This window comes from Amycolatopsis sp. WAC 01375 (assembly GCF_003947325.1).
Classification (GTDB): Bacteria; Actinomycetota; Actinomycetes; order Mycobacteriales; family Pseudonocardiaceae; genus Amycolatopsis.
Map to the genome: position 1 here is coordinate 39717 of NZ_QHHW01000055.1, position 17475 is coordinate 57191.

The window sequence follows — 17475 nt, forward strand, 5'->3', positions numbered from 1 at the left end:
CGGGTGTATGCGCACCTCGTATCACGAGCGACTCGACCGGCTCGTCGCCCGGCTGCTCCGGACGTCGCGGGTGGTCGCGGACATGATGGACCGTGCCGGAACCGCCCTGTTCGAGGCGGACGGCGAGCTGGCGCGCGAGGTCATCGCCGAGAGCGCCGCCCTGGAACGGGCCAAGGTCGAGGCAGAGGGGCACGCACACGCGATCTTGGCCGTGCAATCCCCGGTGGCGACCGATCTGCGGGTCGTGCTCGCGGCCATCCACGCCGTCGGCGACCTCGACCGGATGGGACGTCTGGCGATTCATGTCGCCGAAGCCGTCCAGCGCAGGTATCCGGACCGGGTGGTGCCGCAGGTGCTGATGCCGCGGTTCGTCGAAATGAGCCGGATAGCGGTGTGGCTGGCGGTGATGGCGGGCCAGGCCGTCGAGAGCCGTGACGCCGTGTTGGCCCGGACTCTGATCAGCGTCGACGACGACATGGACGACTTGCACCGCACGCTCTTCACGGCGATCGATTACCAGGACTGGGCCTACGGAACGGTGAAAGCGGTCGACGCGGCTTTGCTGAGCCGGTACTACGAACGGTTCGCCGATCACGCGGTCTCGCTGGCAAGGCAGACCACGTTCGTCGTCACCGGTCGTCCGAAGTGGACGGATTCCGTGCCGGTTCAGTGCGGCGTGCGGATCGCGTAGTCGAAGTCCTCGACGTGTTGACAGAGCGTCCTCACACGGTGGCGGAGCTACGGCGGACGTTGCAGGACGAGCGTGTCAGTGCCGATACCCGGCTTGGCCCAGGCCGGAGAACGCGTGGCTGATCCGGTTTTACGGATTCCTTCTGTGGGTCCTCAGGCGGGCGGGTGGCGGTCCAGCCAATGCTGCAGCGCACGCAGGCCGAACGCGATGACGAGGAAGAGACCGATCAGGCCGGTGCTGAACACCAGGCCGGTCACCGGGCGCTCAACCGGAAGCGCATGCGGCAGACGACGGCGTCCGAGTGGCGGCGCAGTGCGCGGGCGAGCACGGCTCCGCGCTGATTCTGCAGGATCCGCTGCCACCAGTGCTCCGGTTCGACCTCCGCGATCAGCACGAAGACGTGCCGGTCGCCGACGGTGCGGAGGTGCTCCACCAGCGGCTCGCCGAGACGGCGGCGTTCGGCGTGGAGCTGGACCAGTGTCACTTCGGGATGCCACTTCTCCCAGGCTGCCACGAAGTCCTGCGCCGACTGTTCGTCGCCGGGGTGGGTGACGTGCACGGCCTCGACGTGGTCGCCGAGTGACAGCGCGGCGGCGAGCGCGTCACGGGTCAGGCGGGAGACAGTGTGGACGGGGACGATCACGAGCGAACGGTGCGGCCGTGGGGGAGTGGGTGTCAGGCCGAGTCCGAGCCGATCGCCGATGCGGCGGTAGCTGCGCTCGACCCATTCCATGGCCGCTACCAGCAGCGGCAGCGCGACCACGATCAGCCAGCCGCCTTCGCTGAACTTCGTTGTCGTCACCACGATCGCGGCGACGCCGGTGAGTAGCGCGCCGAAGCCGTTGAGCGTGGCCTTGCCCCGCCAGCCGGACGGGCGGGTGCGCCGCCAGTGCCGGACCATCCCGGACTGGGAGAGCGTGAACCCGACGAACACCCCGATCGCGAACAGCGGGACCAGGGTGTTCATGTCGCCGTTGGTGATGATGAGCAGGAGCGCGGCGGTGATGGCGAGGAAACCGACGCCGTAGCGATACACCTGGCGTTCCGCGCGCAGGGCGAACACGTGCGGCAGCGTGTTGTGTTTGGCGAGCAGCTGGGCCAGCACGGGCAATCCGCCGAAGGAGGTGTTCGCGGCCAAAGCGAGCAGCACCACGGTCGAGAACTGCACCAGGTAGAAGCCGACGCCGTCGCCCAAGGACGCGGTGGTCAACTGCGAGAGCACGGTGACGCCGTCCACCGGATAGATGGCGAACTTCCCGATGAGCACGGCGATCCCGAGCAGCATCACGCCGAGCAGGCCGCCCAGCGCGATCTCCGCGTGCTGCGCGCGCCGTACTCGGGGTTTGCGGAACGACGGCACCGCGTTCGCGATCGCCTCGACTCCGGTCAGCGCCGCGCATCCGTTCGCGAAAGCCTTCAGCAGCAACAGAACCCCGACCGCTTGCAGGTTCTGCGCGTGTTCCGGGGCCGCGATCTGCGCGGCCGGACCGGAACGGAACAGCCCGGCGACGATCACGGTCAGGATCGCGCCGACGTAGATCACGGTGGGTACGACGAACACCCGGGCGCTTTCGGCGATGCCGCGCAGGTTCACCGCGGTGACCAAGGCCAGGACGCCGAGGCACAGCCACAGCGTGTACGGCAGGAGACCGGGGAACGCCGAGGTCAGCGCGGCCACCCCGGCCGCCACCGAGACCGCGACGTTGAGCACGTAGTCGACGATCAGCGATGCCGCGGCCACCAGCGAGGCACGGCGCCCGAGGTAGGTCCGGCTGACCCCGTAGGCGCCGCCGCCGTCGGGGAACGCCGCGATCACCTGACGGTAGGACAGCGTCAAAACACCCAGCAGCACCGCGATCGCGAGCGTGACCGGCAAGGTGAAGCCCAGACCCGCGCCGCCGGCGACGGCCAGCACGATCACGATGGCCTCGGGCCCGTAGGCGACCGAGGCCATCGCGTCCAAGGACAGCGCGGCGAGTCCGCCGACGACGGAAAGACGGTGCCGTTCGGAGCGGTCGGTACCGCTCTCGGGGCGAGCGAGTGTGGTTGTCACGCCGTCAGCGTGGGGTTCTGCTCCTCGTCGGCGCGACGGCGTTGACAGGTTCTTGATACCGATTCCGGTGAACCCGACACCACGCTGACGCGCCGGAGATCCGGGTCACCGCCGCGCCGGACGTCCCGTGACAAGAACGCGAAACCGGTGGCGCCCAGGGCATTGAGCGCGAACACGAGAGCGTCGTGCCCGGACGGATGCCCCAGTACCAGCCAGGAGTGCAGGACCCAGCAGATCACCGCGGTGGCGAAGGCGGCTCGTGCGGTGCTGAACAAGGCGACGGCGTCGATCACCGCGACCATCAGGAGCACGGAAACGAACGGCTGAGGTGAAACGCTGCCCGCCTGTGCGAGAAAGGCCGCGGCGAGAGCGCCGGCGAAACCCAGGGGACAGCTGATCAAGGCGGAGACCGGTCTCCGGCGCACGGTACGCATCCCGATAGCTGAACCTGTCGACGACACCGGCTGAAGAGTCGCTTACGGGCTTCGCATATCGAACGGTCGGGTCTTGACGTCACCACTACGTCAGGCGTCAAACGTGCTTGCGCGATCACTAGTCAGTGCTACTGTGTACTGGTAGTCAGTGTTGCTTAGTAGTGCAAGCAGGCGCGTCCGGTGGGGAAGCGCGTTGCTGGTCCGGGTCGAGCGCAGAACGACTCGACCGGCTCGGTGAAGGGGGTACACGCCGATCCGCGAGATCGTCGGGGACGACCCGGTGGAGTTCGTCGAGACGTTCGCGCAGAACTACGGAGTGGGGCGGTGGATCGCCCGGGAGCGGGAGCGGCTCTCCAAGGGCATCGATCGCGCCGTCACGAGAACAGAAGGGGGAAACGTCTGATGGCGACCCAAGCCCAGGCGATCCAGGTGCGAGGCCTGGAGAAGTCGTACAAGACGCTGCACGTCCTGCGAGGTGTGGACTTCGACGTGGCGCGGGGAAGCATCTTCGCCCTGCTCGGCTCCAATGGGGCGGGCAAGACCACGGTCGTGAGAATCCTGTCCACTTTGCTCAAGGCGGACGCGGGGACGGCGAGTGTCGATGGTTTCGACGTCGCCACGCGATCGGCGGAGGTTCGGGAGGTCATCAGCCTCACCGGGCAGTTCGCCGCCGTCGACGAGATCCTCACCGGCCGCGAGAACCTTGTTCTGGTAGCCCGGCTTCGGCACCTGAAGCAGCCGGGCAAGATCGCGGACGACCTGCTGGAGCGCTTTTCACTGACCGACGCGGCCGGGAGGAAGGTGTCGACCTATTCGGGCGGCATGCGCCGCCGCCTGGACATCGCCATGAGCCTCATCGGGAACCCGCCGGTGATCTTCCTGGACGAGCCGACCACCGGGCTCGACCCCGAGGCCCGCATAGAGGTGTGGGCCTCGGTGAAGGAACTCGCCGCGAACGGCACGACGGTGCTGCTGACGACGCAGTACCTGGAGGAGGCCGAACAGCTCGCCGACCGGATCGCGATCCTCCACAAAGGACTGATCATCGTCGACGGCACCCTCGCCGAACTCAAGCGGCTGCTCCCACCCGCCAAGGTCGAATACGTCGAGAAACAGCCGTCCCTCGAGGACGTCTTCCTGACCATCGTCGGCGCGGACAAGTAAGGGGATGACGGTGAACAAGCACCTCTTCGGCGACACCACCGTCCTGTTGGGACGATCACTGAAACACGTCACGCGCAGCGTGGACACCATCATCACGACCGCGATGATGCCCGTCGCCATGATGCTGATGTTCGTCTACGTGTTCGGAGGCGCGATCAGCACCGGGTCGGATTCGTACGTGAACTACATGCTGCCGGGGATCCTGCTGATCACGGTCGCGTCGGGTGTCGCCTACACCGCGCTCCGGCTCTTCACCGATATGAAAAGCGGGATCTTCGAACGTTTCCAGTCCTTGCCGATCGCACGCTCGGGTGTGCTGTGGGCGCACGTGCTGACGTCGCTCGTCGCCAACCTCCTCTCGCTCGTGATCGTCGTGGGCGTCGCCCTCCTCATGGGTTTCCGCTCAGGAGCGGGACCGTCGACCTGGCTCGCGGTCGCCGGCATCCTGCTCCTGTTCACGCTGGCGTTGACGTGGCTGGCCGTCATCCCGGGTCTCTCCGCGAAATCCGTGGACGGCGCGGGCGCGTTCTCCTACCCGCTCATCTTCCTGCCGTTCCTCAGTTCGGCATTCGTGCCCACCGCCACCATGCCCGGCCCGGTGCGCGCCTTCGCCGAACACCAACCGGTGACGTCGATCGTGAACGCCCTCCGCGCCCTGCTCACCGAGCGGCCGGTCGGCACCGATATCTGGATCGCCCTCGCCTGGTGCGCCGGTCTCCTCGTCGTCGCGTATGTCTTCGCTACGATCACCTACCGCCGCAAGATCTCCTGAGCAACCTCGACTCGAGCGGGCAAGCGGATGTTCCGTGGACCGTCGCGAAGGTATGCGCTCGGGTCGTGCGGATCGGCAGCGGTCAAAGACGAACGCGGGTAGTGAGCCAGTCGGCGATGTCGGCGACGACTTCGGGGTCGACGTGGTGTGGATGTGCGTAGTCCCCGGGCAGCGACGGTCCGGTGCCGGGGAAGAACATGTGATCGTCGGCGGCGTAGGTGCGGAATATGACGTCCGGCCGGTCGGCCAGACCGGCGCGCCATCCGGCCAGATCGCCGTCGATGGTCAGCTGGTAGTCACGCTCGCCTTGCATGAAGAGCATGGGTAGGTCCAGTGTCGCGGCGACTGACACCGGATCGTAGGCGCGCAGGTCCAGCCAATACTGTGCGGGCATTCCGAATGGCAGTTTCGCGGCGGGTGTGGCGGGCGAAAGATCCGGGCTGTCCACCAGTTTCGCGTGTTCGGTGGCCGCTTCGACGGTGGGCAGCAGCGCCGCGGTCGCCGGATCGGCCTTCGTCAGATACTCGATGACGCGCACCATCGACCATTGCATCGGCACCGTGTCCCCGGCGAGAACGACAAGACCGGCCACCCTTGGCCCGGCGGCGGCCACCCGAGGTGCGAACTTGCCGCCCATGCTGTGCCCGATCACGAAGACGTGATCACCGTCCACTGTCGACAGTCCGCGCAGTATCTCGATGCCCGCGACGGCATGGGGAACGTATTCTTCGGTCGGGGTGAAGTCCGGGGTGGCGGCGATCTGTTCGCGGTGCGTGTAGGTGACCTTGTCAAAACGCAAGACCGCCACGCCGCGACTGGCCAGACCCCAGGCGATGTCCTTCACGTTCTTGTTCGGCCCAGCGGTACCGTCCCGATCGAACGGTCCTCCGCCGGCGAGCAATACCGCAGCCGGGTGGGGGCCCGCGCCGCGAGGGACAGCGACTGTGCCGGGTACGGCGAAGGCGCCCGAACCCACAGTCACCGCATGTTCGTCGAACAGGTCCGGATCCGCATAGTCCGGTGACTGCCACGCCTCGAGGTCCGTATCGGTCGATTCGACTGACGCCACCTTGTCCTCCACTCCAACGTTCTCAACTTTGAGAAAGGTATCACGAATGAGAGCATAGGGGTCATGGATTCTCTGGAGCTGCTGGCGCACCCGGTGCGGCTGCGGATCGTGCACGCTCTGTCCGGCAAGCGGACTCTGACGACCGCGCAGCTGTGCGCACGCCTGCCCGACGTGTCGAAGGCGACCGTGTATCGGCATGTCGACCTGCTCGCCGGCGGGGGTGTTCTCGAGGTCGCCGCCGAGCACCGCGTGCGGGGCGCCGTGGAGCGGACCTACCGCCTGCGCCCAGAGCGCGCGACCATCGACGCCGACGCGGTGGCCGCGGCAAAACCCGAAGACCACCGCGAGGTCTTCGCCTTGGCCATGGTCACAATGCTCGCCGAATTCAACAGCTATCTCGATCGTGAAGACGCCGATCCGGTCGCCGATCTGGTCGGCTATCGGCAACACGCGGTGTGGCTCGATCGTGAGGAGGTCGAAAGCCTGATCGACGGCCTGCGCGCGGCGATCCTTCCGCACCTGAGCAACCCCGCCACCCCGGACCGTGCGCAGTATCTACTGAGTCCGATCCTGTTCCCGGCCGGCGGTCAGGCCGACACGTAGCCGCCGGCCTCCCCGCGTCGCAGGTCTCTTCGGAGCTGTCGGACAGTGCTACCTCACCTGGCGATGCACCTGGCCGAAGCACCGAAAGAGTGCCTCAAGGCGCTCTTCGAGGCCGTCCAGCTCGCGATCGTGGTTCACGATGACGGCGAGCATGCGACAATGACGATCAAGCTCCCGGCAGACCAGCTGCCTGAGATCGCTCAGGTGGCGGAGAGGATCACCGAGCCCATGAGTCCCCCAGAAGTCCCAGCCCAGCGGGCTGGAGCTGCTTGTGAGGTTCCTGTTGGTGCCCCCGGTGAGATTCGAACTCACACTGGACGGGTTTTGAATCCGTTGCCTCTGCCAGTTGGGCTACGGGGGCGGTGCCCGGTGAACTTTACGGGATCACGGGAGCGCGCCGTTCGCCGGGCCCGGGAGTGTGACGACCGTCTGACGTGGTGAACGCCATCTAGCCGTCTGGATCGTTCCCGGTAGGCTTCAGGTTCGCGGACAGACCGCGAGCCGAACTGCCCGACGACCTTCAGGAGGACCCCGGTGACCGAGCAGGCTGCCGAGGCCAATGGTGCCGTCGCCGCACCCCAGCGGCGGGTGCTCGTGGCCGAAGACGAGGCCCTCATCCGTCTGGACCTCGTCGAGATGTTGCGCGAAGAGGGCTACGAGGTGGTCGGCGAGGCCGGTGATGGCGAGCAGGCCATCAACCTTGCCACCGAGTTGAAGCCCGATCTGGTGATTCTCGACGTCAAGATGCCCAAGCTCGACGGGATCGAGGCCGCTTCCAAGATCACCGGTGACCGGATCGCGCCGGTCGTCATCCTGACCGCGTTCAGTCAGCGTGACCTGGTCGAGCGGGCGAGGGACGCGGGCACGATGGCGTACCTGGTCAAACCGTTCGCGAAGCGCGACCTTGTGCCCGCGATCGAGTTGGCCGTGAGCCGGTTCGCCGAGCTCCAGGCCCTCGAGTCCGAGGTCGCGGGTCTCACGGACCGGCTCGAGACGCGCAAGGTCATCGACCGCGCCAAGGGGCTGCTGATGAGCCGTCAGGGTCTCACCGAGCCGGACGCGTTCCGGTGGATACAGCGCACCGCGATGGACCGCCGGACCACGATGAAGGCGGTGGCCGAGGCCGTCGTCGAGAGCATCGGCTGACGTCAGCTTTCGGTCTTGACGTACAGGCGCACGGTTCCGCCGCGGTGCGTGCGGAAATAGTTCTGGAGCTGTGCGCTGCTCGCGATGCAACCGGCGCTGGTGAAATCGTCGCCAGCCGTCCTCGGCAAGGCGACGGAACACTGCGCGAGATAGCTGAACTTGTCCGGCCACAGCACGAAGAAGGTCGCGCTTCCGGATCCCGTTCCGCCGTTGTTGCGGAACACGGCGCTCATCGAGCAGGCGTTGTCGTTGCACGGCCCGTTCCACTGCGACGAGCGCACTTGGAATTCCGGCCGGGCCGGCGGCGTCGTCCGGGTGGCTCGGGTGGTGGTCACGTCCGCCACGTCGGTGTTCGACACCGGTTCACGTGTCTTTTCCGGCTCGGTGGTCCGGGTCGTCCGCGGCGCGCTCGTCGCCGCCGCGAACGTCCGTGAAACCGGTGGCTCGCTGGTGGGGGGGCGGGTCGAGGTCCTCGAACGGATTGAACCCGGTCAGCGTATTGACGGCCACGAAAATGGCCAATACCCCGCTGACCGCGCCGATCATGACGGCCCACTTCTTGTATTCGGGCTCGTCGTCGCTTTTCTTCGGTTCGTCCCCCGACATGGGCTCATCGTACGGGATCGCTCCGGCTCGAGGGAGGGCCGAATTCCGTCTCCCTGAGCTGTCCACCGAAGGCCGATTCGTCCCAGGGCGACGCATTGCCGCTGGTCAGCGCGCCGCTGTTTCATTCTCGTGTCCCGATCTTCGCCGTCCGCCTTGCCGTCGGACTGTCCGGTTGATGACGATGGATCCCATCGCGACTCTGATCGTGATAGGCGACTGGGAATCCGACGCAGGGGGTCGAATTCCGCGCCGGAAAATGCCGCGAAGTGCGGTATCGGACAATGAGACGGCGAGGGGAACGGAAATGCGCAAAGTGAAGCGAATCGCTGTTGTCGCGGCGCCGTTGCCCGCCGGGATCCTGATGGGCAAGCATCGTCGATGCCTTCTCCGGCAAGAGGCAGGGCTTCAAGTGAGAGGGCGGTCGCTCTCGGCCGGGAAACGAAGGCCGGTCACTTCATGTACTGGGGAAGGTGTGAAGGTCGAGTTTCCTCGGCTGAGCCGAGGCAAGGGGTCCTTCACGCGCCGCCGTTTGTGGCTGGTGGTGCGGCTGAGGCTCGTGACGGCCGTTCCAGGGTGGGTGAAGGGAACCTTGAGGGACTCTGGGTCCCTCAAGGAGTCCTTCACTGACCGGCTGCCACCCGGCTCACCCCAGAAGGTACCTAAGCGCCCTTGTCAGAACGGCCCAACACTCACGATCCCGCTTGAAAACCGGACATATAGCCATCAAAGGGACATCAAGCTGCCAGAGAGTGTCCTTTGTGGACATTCAGGGCCTTGACTCACCCCTTTGAGTAAGCCGAACCGCCACTCAGGCTCTGCCTCCCTCGGACGGTCGACGACACCCGGTTCGAATCATCAAGAGTGTCACCGGCCAGCGAATATTCGACTCTGCCGGACTCGGCCCTGAAGGTAGCGAAGGAGGCCTTCGCTACCCGCCGCTGTGTTCGTGACGTCAAATCTCCGCTCGGGCCCACAAAGGACGGTCCGGTCCGGTAGTTCTCCGTCGTCCGGGAAAGCATTCGCGCCACTCGTTCATGTGAACAGCGCACGTTCGAAGATCACGTAGAGAGCGCTTGAACCCGCCTCCGAATGATCCGTCCGGGTCGGCCGCAACCTGCGCGCGTGAAGATCCGCCGAGCAGCAAGTTTTACGCGGAGTGACTGTTAGCGTGCGGAGAGAAGTCATGATCTTGGATGTGGAGGCATTCGATGAATCGTCTTGTCATCGCCGCGTTGAGCGTGGCATCCGCCGGCGCTTTGCTGATCGTGCCGAGTCCGCCCGCGGAGGCCGCGGCAGGCAATGTGGTGGTCTTCTCCACCGAATTCCAGCGGCTGGACACCTTCAGGAATCCTGAGGGATGCAACAAACTTCCTCTCGCCGCCCATGTTCTGGCCAACCTGAGCTCTTCGGATCTGCTCATTCACGGCGATCCGTTCTGCCTGACGCCCGGCTTGCCGGTCAGAGCGGGATACGGCTCCCACGTCGCGGCGGGCAGCGGCTCTTTCTCGGTCAACTGATCGGTTCGCGTGACATCGAGACTGAGGGGGTCCCGTGTCTGTCGACGTTGTCGTTGTAGGAGTCGGCTACGTCGGGCTACCGCTGGCAGAGGCCGCCGCCTCGGCGGGGTTGTCGGTGGTCGGGTACGACACTTCGCCGCGGGTGGCGGCGGCGGTGGCCGCGGGCCGGTCACATGTGCCCGACGTGTCCGCGAGCCGATTGCGGTCCATGCGGGCGGGCGGTTTCACGGTGACGACCGATCCCGAGGTTCTCGGCGACGCGAAGACGATCGTGGTCTGCGTGCCGACCGGTCTGGATTCGGCGGGCGGGCCCGATCTCGGCGCCGTGCGAGCCGCGGCGGCGACGGTCGCCGAACAGCTGACACCGGGCACGCTGGTGGTGATCGAGTCGACGAGTTTTCCGGGCACCACCGACGAGATCGTCCGGCCCATCCTGGAGAAATACGGTCTGACCGCGGGAAAGGACTTCGCACTCGCCTATTCACCCGAGCGGGTCGACCCCGGAAACCGGCGCTTCGGCATCCGTAACACCCCGAAGGTGATCAGCGGCCAGACCCCGGCGTGCGCCAAGTACTGCGCCGAGTTCTACGGGCGGTTCGTCGACACGGTGGTGGTGGCGCGCGGCACCAGGGAAGCGGAGATGGCCAAGCTGCTGGAGAACACCTACCGCTACGTGAACATCGCGCTGGTCAACGAGATCGCGATCTTCTGCGACCGGATCGGCGTCGATGTATGGGACGTGCTGCACTGCGCCGCGACCAAGCCGTTCGGCTTCACGCCGTTCGTGCCGGGGCCGGGCGTGGGCGGGCACTGCATCCCGGTCGACCCCAAGTACCTGCTGGACAAGGCCGAGCGGGAAGGAGCCCTGCTCGGCGTCGTCCACGCGGCTCGCCTCGTGGACGACCAGATGCCGGAGCATGTGGTCGAACGGGTGACACGGCTGCTCGCCGAACGGGGAAAACCGTTGCGAGGCGCGAAAGTGCTCCTCCTCGGTGTCGCATACAAGGCCGACGTGCCGGACACCCGCGAGTCCGCCGCCATCCGGATCGCCGTCCGGTTGCGCGCGCTCGGGGCCGACCTGTCCTACCACGATCCGGTGGCCGTCACGGTGCCCGAACTGGGGCCGCCGGTGGCCGATCTCGACGAGGTGCTCCGTACCGCGGACGTCACCGTCCTGCTGGTGGCGCACCGTGCCTATGACCACGGTCGCCTGGCCTCGACGGCCAGGTTGCTGTTCGACGTGACGGGACAGGTTCCCGGAAAGGAGGTCGTCCGTCTTTGAACGTTCCGCCAGGGCGGAACGCCGGTACCGCGAATTCTTCCGAAGCTTCCGCGAAAAGGAGAGTGTACGAATGACCACGGCGGTCAAGAACGACAGGCTCAAGAAGCGTTTCGAGAAGTGGGACGTCAACGGCAACGGCAGGATCGAAAAGTCCGACTTCGAGGCCGAGGCCACCCGGATCGTCGACGCGTTCGGCGAGGACCCCGCGTCGCCACAGGCCCGCGCGGTGAAGGACTCGTTCCTGACGATGTACGAGTACCTGGCAGGCAAGGCGGGTGTCGGCCCGAACGGCTCGTTGAACGAGCAGCAGTTCACCCAGGTGATCGAAGCGCAGATCTTCCAGGAGGGCGACGCGGGATTCGCGCGCGTGGTCCGCCCGACCATCGCGGCGATCGTCGGCCTGTGCGACACCGACGGCGACGGCGAGGTCAACCAGAAGGAGTTCGCCAAGTGGCTGAACGCCATCGGTGTCGAAGCCTCGGCCGTGGCCCCCGCGTTCCGGGCCATCGACGTCAACGGCAACGGCACGCTGACCGTCGACGAACTCGTGCACGCGGTCCGTGACTACCATCTCGGCAAGAGCGACGTGCCACTGCTGGGCAAATGACGGTGACCTGACGGCGTGGTGGTGAGTGGCTCTCCGGCGCGGAGGCCACTCACCACCGGCCGCGGAAGCAGACTTCCCGTTCCGGCTTCAGGCCGAGTTCCTCGCCGGTGACGGGCAGCGCGGTGTGGATGAGAATGTTGTAGTGGTTGGGAAAATGGCAGCCGTCGAAGCCGAGGACGGTGCCGACGAGTTCGCCGCCGATCCACACCTCGTCGCCCCGGTCGATCACGCCGGCCCGTGCCATTTCGGCGAAGCCGAGGAAGCCGACGTGGTCGATGCGCGCCCCCGGCTCCGTGTCGTCGTGGCTGGTCGTGACGAGCTCGTGCACCTCGCCGACGCGGACGCACCGGCTGGCGAACGGTTCGAGACTCATTCCCCGGTCGTCACGGTGATGTACGAGCACCTTCACCACGGTGCCGGTGATCTCCCGTTTCGGCCCGTCTTCCCGCATCGTTCTCCCTCCGGTAACACTCGTCCACTATGGACAGTGCGTCGAGCCCGCTGTCGCGCCAAGCCCCGCCCTCGCGTACGGCCTCCGCGAACTCGCGCAGCAGTCCGGCGTACTCGTGCCACAGCGATTCCTTGAACTCCGGATACCCGGCGAGCAGATCGGCACGCAGGACGGTGCCGTCGGTCAGCCGGACCTCGACATCCTTGACCTCACCGGGAAAAGACCAGTCGAGTTCCACGACGGCGCCCTCCAGCACGAGTGTCGCCCGGCGGTCGACGCCATCCGCGTCACGGCTGATCCGGACGTCCCGCAGCACCATCGAACCCAGGAACAGCCGGACGAGGTCGAGGGCGTTCGGCCCGTTGTCCGCCACGCAGCCACCGCCGCACCGCGTCGCGTCGAGGTACCAGCGATCACCGCCGACGTGCTCTTCGATCCGCTCCAGATAGCGCACCGTCAGCGAAGCGATCGGTGGTCCGCCGACGAGCCGCTCGCGCAGGGCGAGCACGTTGCCGTTGTACCTGCGGTGGAAGGCGGTGAACAGCGCGACGTTTCGCCGCGCCGCCCTCGTCACGAGATCCTCGCCGTCGGCGAGCCTGGTGGCGATCGGCTTCTCCACGCACACCGGCAGGCCGGCGTCCAGCACGTCCCGGCAGACGGTGGCGTGGACGTCGTTGGGCGCGGTCACGATCACCGCGTCGAGCCCGCCGTCGGCGAGCATCTCGCGATGATCGCGATAGCCGGGCACAGCGCTTTTCGCGAGTTGGGCCGGGTCGAGATCGCAGACCGCGGCGAGCGCGAACTCCCGCGATCGCTCCAGCGCGGCGAGGTAGAACTTCGAGATGACCCCGAGTCCGACGACTCCGGCCCGGATCATCCGGGTGTCCTCTCCAGTGCCGCGCGGAGTTCCTCGTAGACCGCGTCGGGAACCGGCACACCGTGCTCGCGGAACCGGGCCGCGCGCTCGCCCTCGTGCCAGCCGGGGTAGGCGACCGGGGCGGCGGGATCACGCGTGGGCCAGCCACGCACGGCGGTGAAGAGCGCGGACGCGTCGGAGGCGAATCCGGAGCGCAGGACCTCCGGGGCGATCGCCAGCGCCAAGACCCCGATGTCGTCGTCTCGGTCCGCGTCTGCGGAGGTCGCGCCGAGCGTGGCGCCGGGCACCAGCGCGCCGAGCACCTCGACGAGCAGGCCGAGCCCGAATCCCTTGTACGCGCCCGTTTCGGGAGCGCCGCCCAGCCACTGCAGATGAGCCTCGCCCCGGTCGAAGGCGGCGGGATCGGTCACCGGTGAACCGTCGTCGTCGGCGAGCCACCCAGGCGGGATCTCCCGGCCTTCACGCGCCGCGGCCCGGATCCGGCCGGTCGGGACGACGGTGGTGCTCATGTCGAGGACGAACGGATGCGCGCCACCGGCGGGACAGGCCAGCGCGAGCGGGTTCGTGCCGAGCATCGCGGCCGTGCCGCCCGGTGGCGGGGCGATGCGCTGCCCGCCGCAGTTCGACGCGATGAGGCCGATCATGCCGTGCGTGACGGCGCGCGCGGCGTGGTGACCGGCGCAGCCGATATGCGTGGCCCCGCGCAGCGACACCATGCCGACGCCGTGCCGTGAAGCCCTGGCACACGCCAGCTCCATCGCCTGCGACGCCGACCACAACCCGAGCGTGCGGCGGGCGTCGGCGAGGACACACGCGCCGAGATCGGTCTCGACGACCATGTCCGCCTTCGGTTCCGCGCGTCCTCGGTCGAGCAGGGGCAGGTACAGCCGGGTCAGATTGACCAGGCCGTGCGAGGTCACCCCGGTCAGGTCGCCGTGGCACAACGCGGTGGCGGCGATCGCCGCCCGGTCCCCGGGGACCCCGCGGTCCACGAAGATCTTGGTGACCTGGGAAAGCAAGGCCGGATAGGGCACCAGCACGGTCACGCTCCTCCGTTCCGGCTGAACCGCACGACGATCTCGCGTACGAGCTCACTGAACCGGTCGAGTTCTTCGACATCGGCGTATTCCCCGCGCGAATGCGCGTTGTTGGCGCCCAGCGAACCGGGGCCGAGAACGGCCGTCCTGGCGCCGGGGACACCGGCGAGCCACAGGGCGTCGCAGGTGAACCCGGGTTCATCGTCCGGCCAACGCGGAACGAACGCGTCCAGCAGCGAAATGTCCTGCACCGGCAAAGCGGGCAGATCGCGTTTCAGCCACCGCAGGCCGGTGATCGCCGCGGCGTCCGTCGCGGTGCGGGTGAGGGACGGTGACTCCCGGAACCGGGAAACGAACCCGGCGATGCCGGTGCGCAGCCCGTCCTCCAGGGCCGAAGTCATCTTCGCCGCTACTTCTTCGCAGTCGTAAGGAATGTTGAGCAGAAGCTCTCCGCTGCCGTACACCCTGTTGTGCAGCCGTCCGGTGTGCAGCCCGGCCACGCAGACCTGACCGTGCTTCGCCAGGTCGTCCGCGAGGTGCTGGGCGAGGAAGCCCAGCAGAACCGTCGCGTTGTGCCCCCGGTGCGGCTCGTCGTCGATGGCGTCTTCACCGTCCACCCGCACGCACGCGGTCATCGACGCCGAGCATCGGGGCAGGTATCGCAGCCCGGTCGGCTCGCAGAAGATGTTGAGAGCGCCGTGAAATCCCGCTTCGACGAGCGGGCGCGTGCCGAAGGTGCCCATCGCGCCACCCTCCTCGCCGGACACGGCCTGGATGAGGACACCGGCATCCCGGCCGACCGCCGGATCCACCGCGAGGGCGGCCCGGACACCGGCGAGCAGCGCCACCGCGGGTCCTTTCGCGTCGATCGCGCCGCGGCCGGTGAACCTGGTGCCGTCGAACCCCGCCGGTTCGAACGGCGCCACCGTGTCGAGGTGCACGTTGAACATCACGGCGGGAGCGGCGGGGCCGATCCGCATTGCGAGGCTCGGCTGGCAAGCGAGGAACCCGGGCCCGGCGTCGCGGACCGCCAGGGGAACACCGGGGCGGTCCAGCACCGACGGGTCCGGGGCGGCGAAACTCAGGACGTCGAAACCGATTTCGGTCGCGGCGTCGGCGTAGGCGCGCATCGTGTCCCAGAGCCGGACTTCGCCGGTGGTCTCGAGCGGACCGGCCGTCGGCAGGTCGAGCAGCCGTACCAGCAGGTCGCGATCCGCGGGGATCACTGGACCAGCCCGGCCATCGCGCGGCCCGCGGCGACGAACGACGACATCGCGTGGGGTGCCAGCACACCCTGTTCGTGCGGTTTGATCGCGAGATGCGGCTCCAACGACCACGCGCCCCGGTAGCCGTTGGCCCGGAGGAGCTTCACACAGTCGGCGACCCGCGCGGCGCCCTGACCGGGAAGGGTGAAGCCGCGCTCGTCCGCGTCCTTGATGTGCACGTGTTCGACGTGGACGGCGATGTCGGCGAGCAGGTCGAACCCGTCGTACCCGTGGGCGACGCCGTTTCCGGTGTCGAACAACAACTTCAGCGCCGGGCTCGCGACCTCGTCCAGCAGTTCGAGCATGCGCTCGGCCCTGGTCCCCGCCCAGCCCGAGCAGTTCTCGTGCAGCAGCGTCACCCCGTGCTTCTCGGCGCGTTCGGCGAGGACGGTGATCCGCGCGATGACCTGAGCGCGCCATCGGTGATCGCTCAGTCCGTCGTTGGGATAGGACATGATCCGGAGGTAGCGGGTGCCGATCGCCTTGGCTCGCCCGGCGAGCAGGTCGAGTTCGGCGAGGTCGTGCCGGAAATCGGTGCCGATCGGCCGGGCCCAGCCACCGATCCGGGACGCCAGGCAGACCACGCTCACCCCCTGGTCCGACAGGGTGGTCGCGACGGCGTCGAACCGTTCGTCGGAGAGGTCGGCGATGGCGTCGTTGTCGACGCTGCGCAGTTCGATCGCCTTCCACCCCAAGGTGCCGAGCACTGAGAGCTGGCCGCCGAGGTCCGCCGCCGCCTCGTCCGTGATGCCGGCGAGCACCGGGTCATCCGGCATGGGTGGCCACCGCGTCGGGTTCGGGACGCCTTGGCCGGGAGACCGGTTCCGCGCAGATGTTCTTGGCCACCGAAAGCAGCCGCACCACTTCGGTGGCGAAGGTGAACCCCTGGGTCTGTTCCCCGTCCAGGCGGAACTTCCGGTAGGCCTCGAACATCCACTCGGTCATCGCGTCGTCCCGCAGCACGACGTGCTCGGACCGGCCGTTCGAAGACAGTGTCAGCTGCGAGTGGTGGTCTTCGCCGCTCACCGCGAAATGCCCGACAGCGGTGCCCTGCTCGAATTCGACGGTGACCCGCCGCTCCCGCACCGGGGAAGTGAGGTCCGAACGGATCTCCGTGTGGATACCCGAATTGTGCCGGAGCCCGACCGCGGCCCCGCCCATCCGGGGGCCGACGTTGCCCTCGACTTCGAGATCGGATCCGGACGCGTGGGTGACCCGGGCGGCCCCCGCGAGCCGCAGCGCGAGCGCGACCCCGTGCGGCAGTTCGACGTCGAAGGCGGTCGGATGCCCGGGCCGGACGAGTGAACGGCGGAATCTCGGCTTGTTCTGGACGATGTCGATCGACTTCGCGGCGCCGAACCGGCCGTCGCGGATCAGCTCGACCAACCGTGCCGTGAGGGTGCTGGCGAGCCAGGGCTCGACGACCTCGACATGCAGCTTGTACTTGCGGCGCAGGCGGATGATGCGGGCGAGGTCGTCGATGTCGGCGGCGAGCGGTTTCTCCACGATCACCTTGCGGAAACCCAACGTGGCGAGCTCGGTGAGCACCGTGAGACGTTCGGTCGGCGGCGTGCAGACGTGGGCGACGGTGCCGTCGGGATCGAGCCCGGTGGCCGCGGCGTCGATGGTCGGCGCGACCACGAGACCCGGCCGGGAGGCGACGATCTGTCGCGGCTCGCACGCCGTGACGGGGCCGTCGTCGAAGAGCTGAGGGGTTCGTTCGCGGAGTTTGGCCAAGACCGGAAGATGCAGACCCGCGCCGGCGCGGCCGAGTCCCACAACGAATGAACGCACTGGTGAGTCTGCTCCTCGAGTTTCGCAATTCGAAATCCATTTCAAAACTGACATCACGAAGATCAAGTGTCAATGCTTCGGTCCCGGGTTGACCAGGAAGTGCGAAT

Annotated in this window: 20 protein-coding genes and 1 tRNA gene; 9 read left to right on the top strand and 12 right to left on the bottom strand. The window is 67.4% G+C overall.

The genetic code is table 11. The annotated features are described in order from the left end of the window. Positions 1 to 7 precede the first annotated feature (7 nt). Positions 8 to 691 carry a phosphate signaling complex protein PhoU gene (gene phoU / locus DL991_RS37795; protein WP_125789138.1) on the top strand — a complete coding sequence of 228 codons (684 nt, stop codon included), beginning with the start codon at positions 8 to 10 and terminating at the stop codon, positions 689 to 691. A gap of 253 nt (positions 692 to 944) precedes the next feature. On the opposite strand, the gene DL991_RS37800 is transcribed toward phoU, so the two are convergent. Together DL991_RS37800 and DL991_RS37805 are read right to left on the bottom strand one after the other, a co-directional pair. Further along, complete coding sequence (locus DL991_RS37800) at positions 945 to 2744, bottom strand: APC family permease (RefSeq protein ID WP_199754232.1); 1800 nt, start codon at positions 2742 to 2744, stop codon at positions 945 to 947. Further along, positions 2741 to 3169, bottom strand: a complete 429-nt coding sequence (locus tag DL991_RS37805; RefSeq protein WP_125789140.1) for a hypothetical protein — start codon at positions 3167 to 3169, stop codon at positions 2741 to 2743. The genes DL991_RS37800 and DL991_RS37805 overlap by 4 nt, the downstream gene beginning before the upstream one ends. A 289-nt stretch (positions 3170 to 3458) precedes the next feature. On the opposite strand from DL991_RS37805, the gene DL991_RS43850 reads away from it, so the two are divergent. Genes DL991_RS43850 through DL991_RS37815 form a run of 3 tightly spaced genes read left to right on the top strand, consistent with a single transcriptional unit; the run spans position 3459 to position 5114 of the window. Next, positions 3459 to 3581, top strand: a complete 123-nt coding sequence (locus tag DL991_RS43850) for a hypothetical protein (RefSeq protein WP_255433423.1) — start codon at positions 3459 to 3461, stop codon at positions 3579 to 3581. Next, positions 3581 to 4342: an ABC transporter ATP-binding protein gene (locus tag DL991_RS37810; protein WP_125789141.1), complete on the top strand. Its 762-nt coding sequence runs from the start codon at positions 3581 to 3583 to the stop codon at positions 4340 to 4342. The genes DL991_RS43850 and DL991_RS37810 overlap by 1 nt, the downstream gene beginning before the upstream one ends. Positions 4343 to 4346: 4 nt before the next feature. Further along, entirely contained in the window at positions 4347 to 5114 is a 768-nt protein-coding gene (locus DL991_RS37815) for an ABC transporter permease (RefSeq protein ID WP_199754234.1), read from the top strand. Positions 5115 to 5196: 82 nt separating this feature from the next. On the opposite strand, the gene DL991_RS37820 is transcribed toward DL991_RS37815, so the two are convergent. Further along, complete coding sequence (locus DL991_RS37820; protein ID WP_233599233.1) at positions 5197 to 6273, bottom strand: S9 family peptidase; 1077 nt, start codon at positions 6271 to 6273, stop codon at positions 5197 to 5199. On the opposite strand from DL991_RS37820, the gene DL991_RS37825 reads away from it, so the two are divergent. Then, positions 6247 to 6786 (top strand): helix-turn-helix domain-containing protein, encoded by a 540-nt coding sequence (locus DL991_RS37825; RefSeq protein ID WP_125789143.1) that lies wholly within the window; start codon positions 6247 to 6249, stop codon positions 6784 to 6786. The genes DL991_RS37820 and DL991_RS37825 overlap by 27 nt on opposite strands. 284 nt (positions 6787 to 7070) lie before the next feature. Here DL991_RS37825 and DL991_RS37830 read toward each other — a convergent pair. After that, positions 7071 to 7147 (bottom strand) — tRNA-Leu (locus DL991_RS37830). A 173-nt stretch (positions 7148 to 7320) separates the two neighbouring features. On the opposite strand from DL991_RS37830, the gene DL991_RS37835 reads away from it, so the two are divergent. After that, positions 7321 to 7932, top strand: coding sequence for an ANTAR domain-containing response regulator (locus DL991_RS37835; protein ID WP_005157321.1), 612 nt, complete (start codon positions 7321 to 7323; stop codon positions 7930 to 7932). 2 nt (positions 7933 to 7934) lie between these two features. Here the strand turns inward: DL991_RS37835 and DL991_RS43640 are convergent, their stop codons facing one another. Next, on the bottom strand, positions 7935 to 8267 hold the full coding sequence (locus tag DL991_RS43640) for a hypothetical protein (RefSeq protein ID WP_233599235.1): 333 nt from the start codon (positions 8265 to 8267) through the stop codon (positions 7935 to 7937). 28 nt (positions 8268 to 8295) lie between these two features. Continuing rightward, a complete protein-coding gene (locus tag DL991_RS43645) occupies positions 8296 to 8538 on the bottom strand; it encodes a hypothetical protein (protein WP_233599237.1) in 243 nt (80 codons plus the stop codon). Between the two features lie 1208 nt (positions 8539 to 9746). Here DL991_RS43645 and DL991_RS37845 point away from each other — a divergent pair. The 3 genes from DL991_RS37845 (at position 9747) to DL991_RS37855 (ending at position 11944) form a co-directional block, all read left to right on the top strand. Then, complete coding sequence (locus DL991_RS37845; protein WP_125789144.1) at positions 9747 to 10055, top strand: hypothetical protein; 309 nt, start codon at positions 9747 to 9749, stop codon at positions 10053 to 10055. Between the two features lie 34 nt (positions 10056 to 10089). Beyond that, entirely contained in the window at positions 10090 to 11337 is a 1248-nt protein-coding gene (locus tag DL991_RS37850) for a nucleotide sugar dehydrogenase (RefSeq protein ID WP_125789145.1), read from the top strand. 70 nt (positions 11338 to 11407) lie between these two features. Next, entirely contained in the window at positions 11408 to 11944 is a 537-nt protein-coding gene (locus DL991_RS37855) for an EF-hand domain-containing protein (RefSeq protein ID WP_125789146.1), read from the top strand. Between the two features lie 49 nt (positions 11945 to 11993). On the opposite strand, the gene DL991_RS37860 is transcribed toward DL991_RS37855, so the two are convergent. From DL991_RS37860 to DL991_RS37885, 6 genes are read right to left on the bottom strand one after another with little or no spacing between them, the layout of a single operon-like run. After that, positions 11994 to 12395, bottom strand: a complete 402-nt coding sequence (locus DL991_RS37860; RefSeq protein ID WP_125789147.1) for a hypothetical protein — start codon at positions 12393 to 12395, stop codon at positions 11994 to 11996. Then, a complete protein-coding gene (locus DL991_RS37865; protein WP_125789148.1) occupies positions 12328 to 13272 on the bottom strand; it encodes a Gfo/Idh/MocA family protein in 945 nt (314 codons plus the stop codon). Before DL991_RS37865 ends, DL991_RS37860 begins: the two co-directional genes overlap by 68 nt. Then, on the bottom strand, positions 13269 to 14318 hold the full coding sequence (locus tag DL991_RS37870) for an Ldh family oxidoreductase (RefSeq protein WP_125789149.1): 1050 nt from the start codon (positions 14316 to 14318) through the stop codon (positions 13269 to 13271). Before DL991_RS37870 ends, DL991_RS37865 begins: the two co-directional genes overlap by 4 nt. Beyond that, positions 14315 to 15535 carry a M20/M25/M40 family metallo-hydrolase gene (locus tag DL991_RS37875; protein WP_125789150.1) on the bottom strand — a complete coding sequence of 407 codons (1221 nt, stop codon included), beginning with the start codon at positions 15533 to 15535 and terminating at the stop codon, positions 14315 to 14317. The genes DL991_RS37870 and DL991_RS37875 overlap by 4 nt, the downstream gene beginning before the upstream one ends. Continuing rightward, positions 15532 to 16350 (bottom strand): sugar phosphate isomerase/epimerase, encoded by an 819-nt coding sequence (locus DL991_RS37880; protein WP_125789151.1) that lies wholly within the window; start codon positions 16348 to 16350, stop codon positions 15532 to 15534. The genes DL991_RS37875 and DL991_RS37880 overlap by 4 nt, the downstream gene beginning before the upstream one ends. After that, the gene (locus tag DL991_RS37885) at positions 16340 to 17368 is read right to left on the bottom strand and encodes a Gfo/Idh/MocA family oxidoreductase (protein ID WP_125789152.1); all 1029 of its coding nucleotides are present in this window, start codon (positions 17366 to 17368) and stop codon (positions 16340 to 16342) included. Before DL991_RS37885 ends, DL991_RS37880 begins: the two co-directional genes overlap by 11 nt. Between the last annotated feature and the right edge of the window lie 107 nt (positions 17369 to 17475).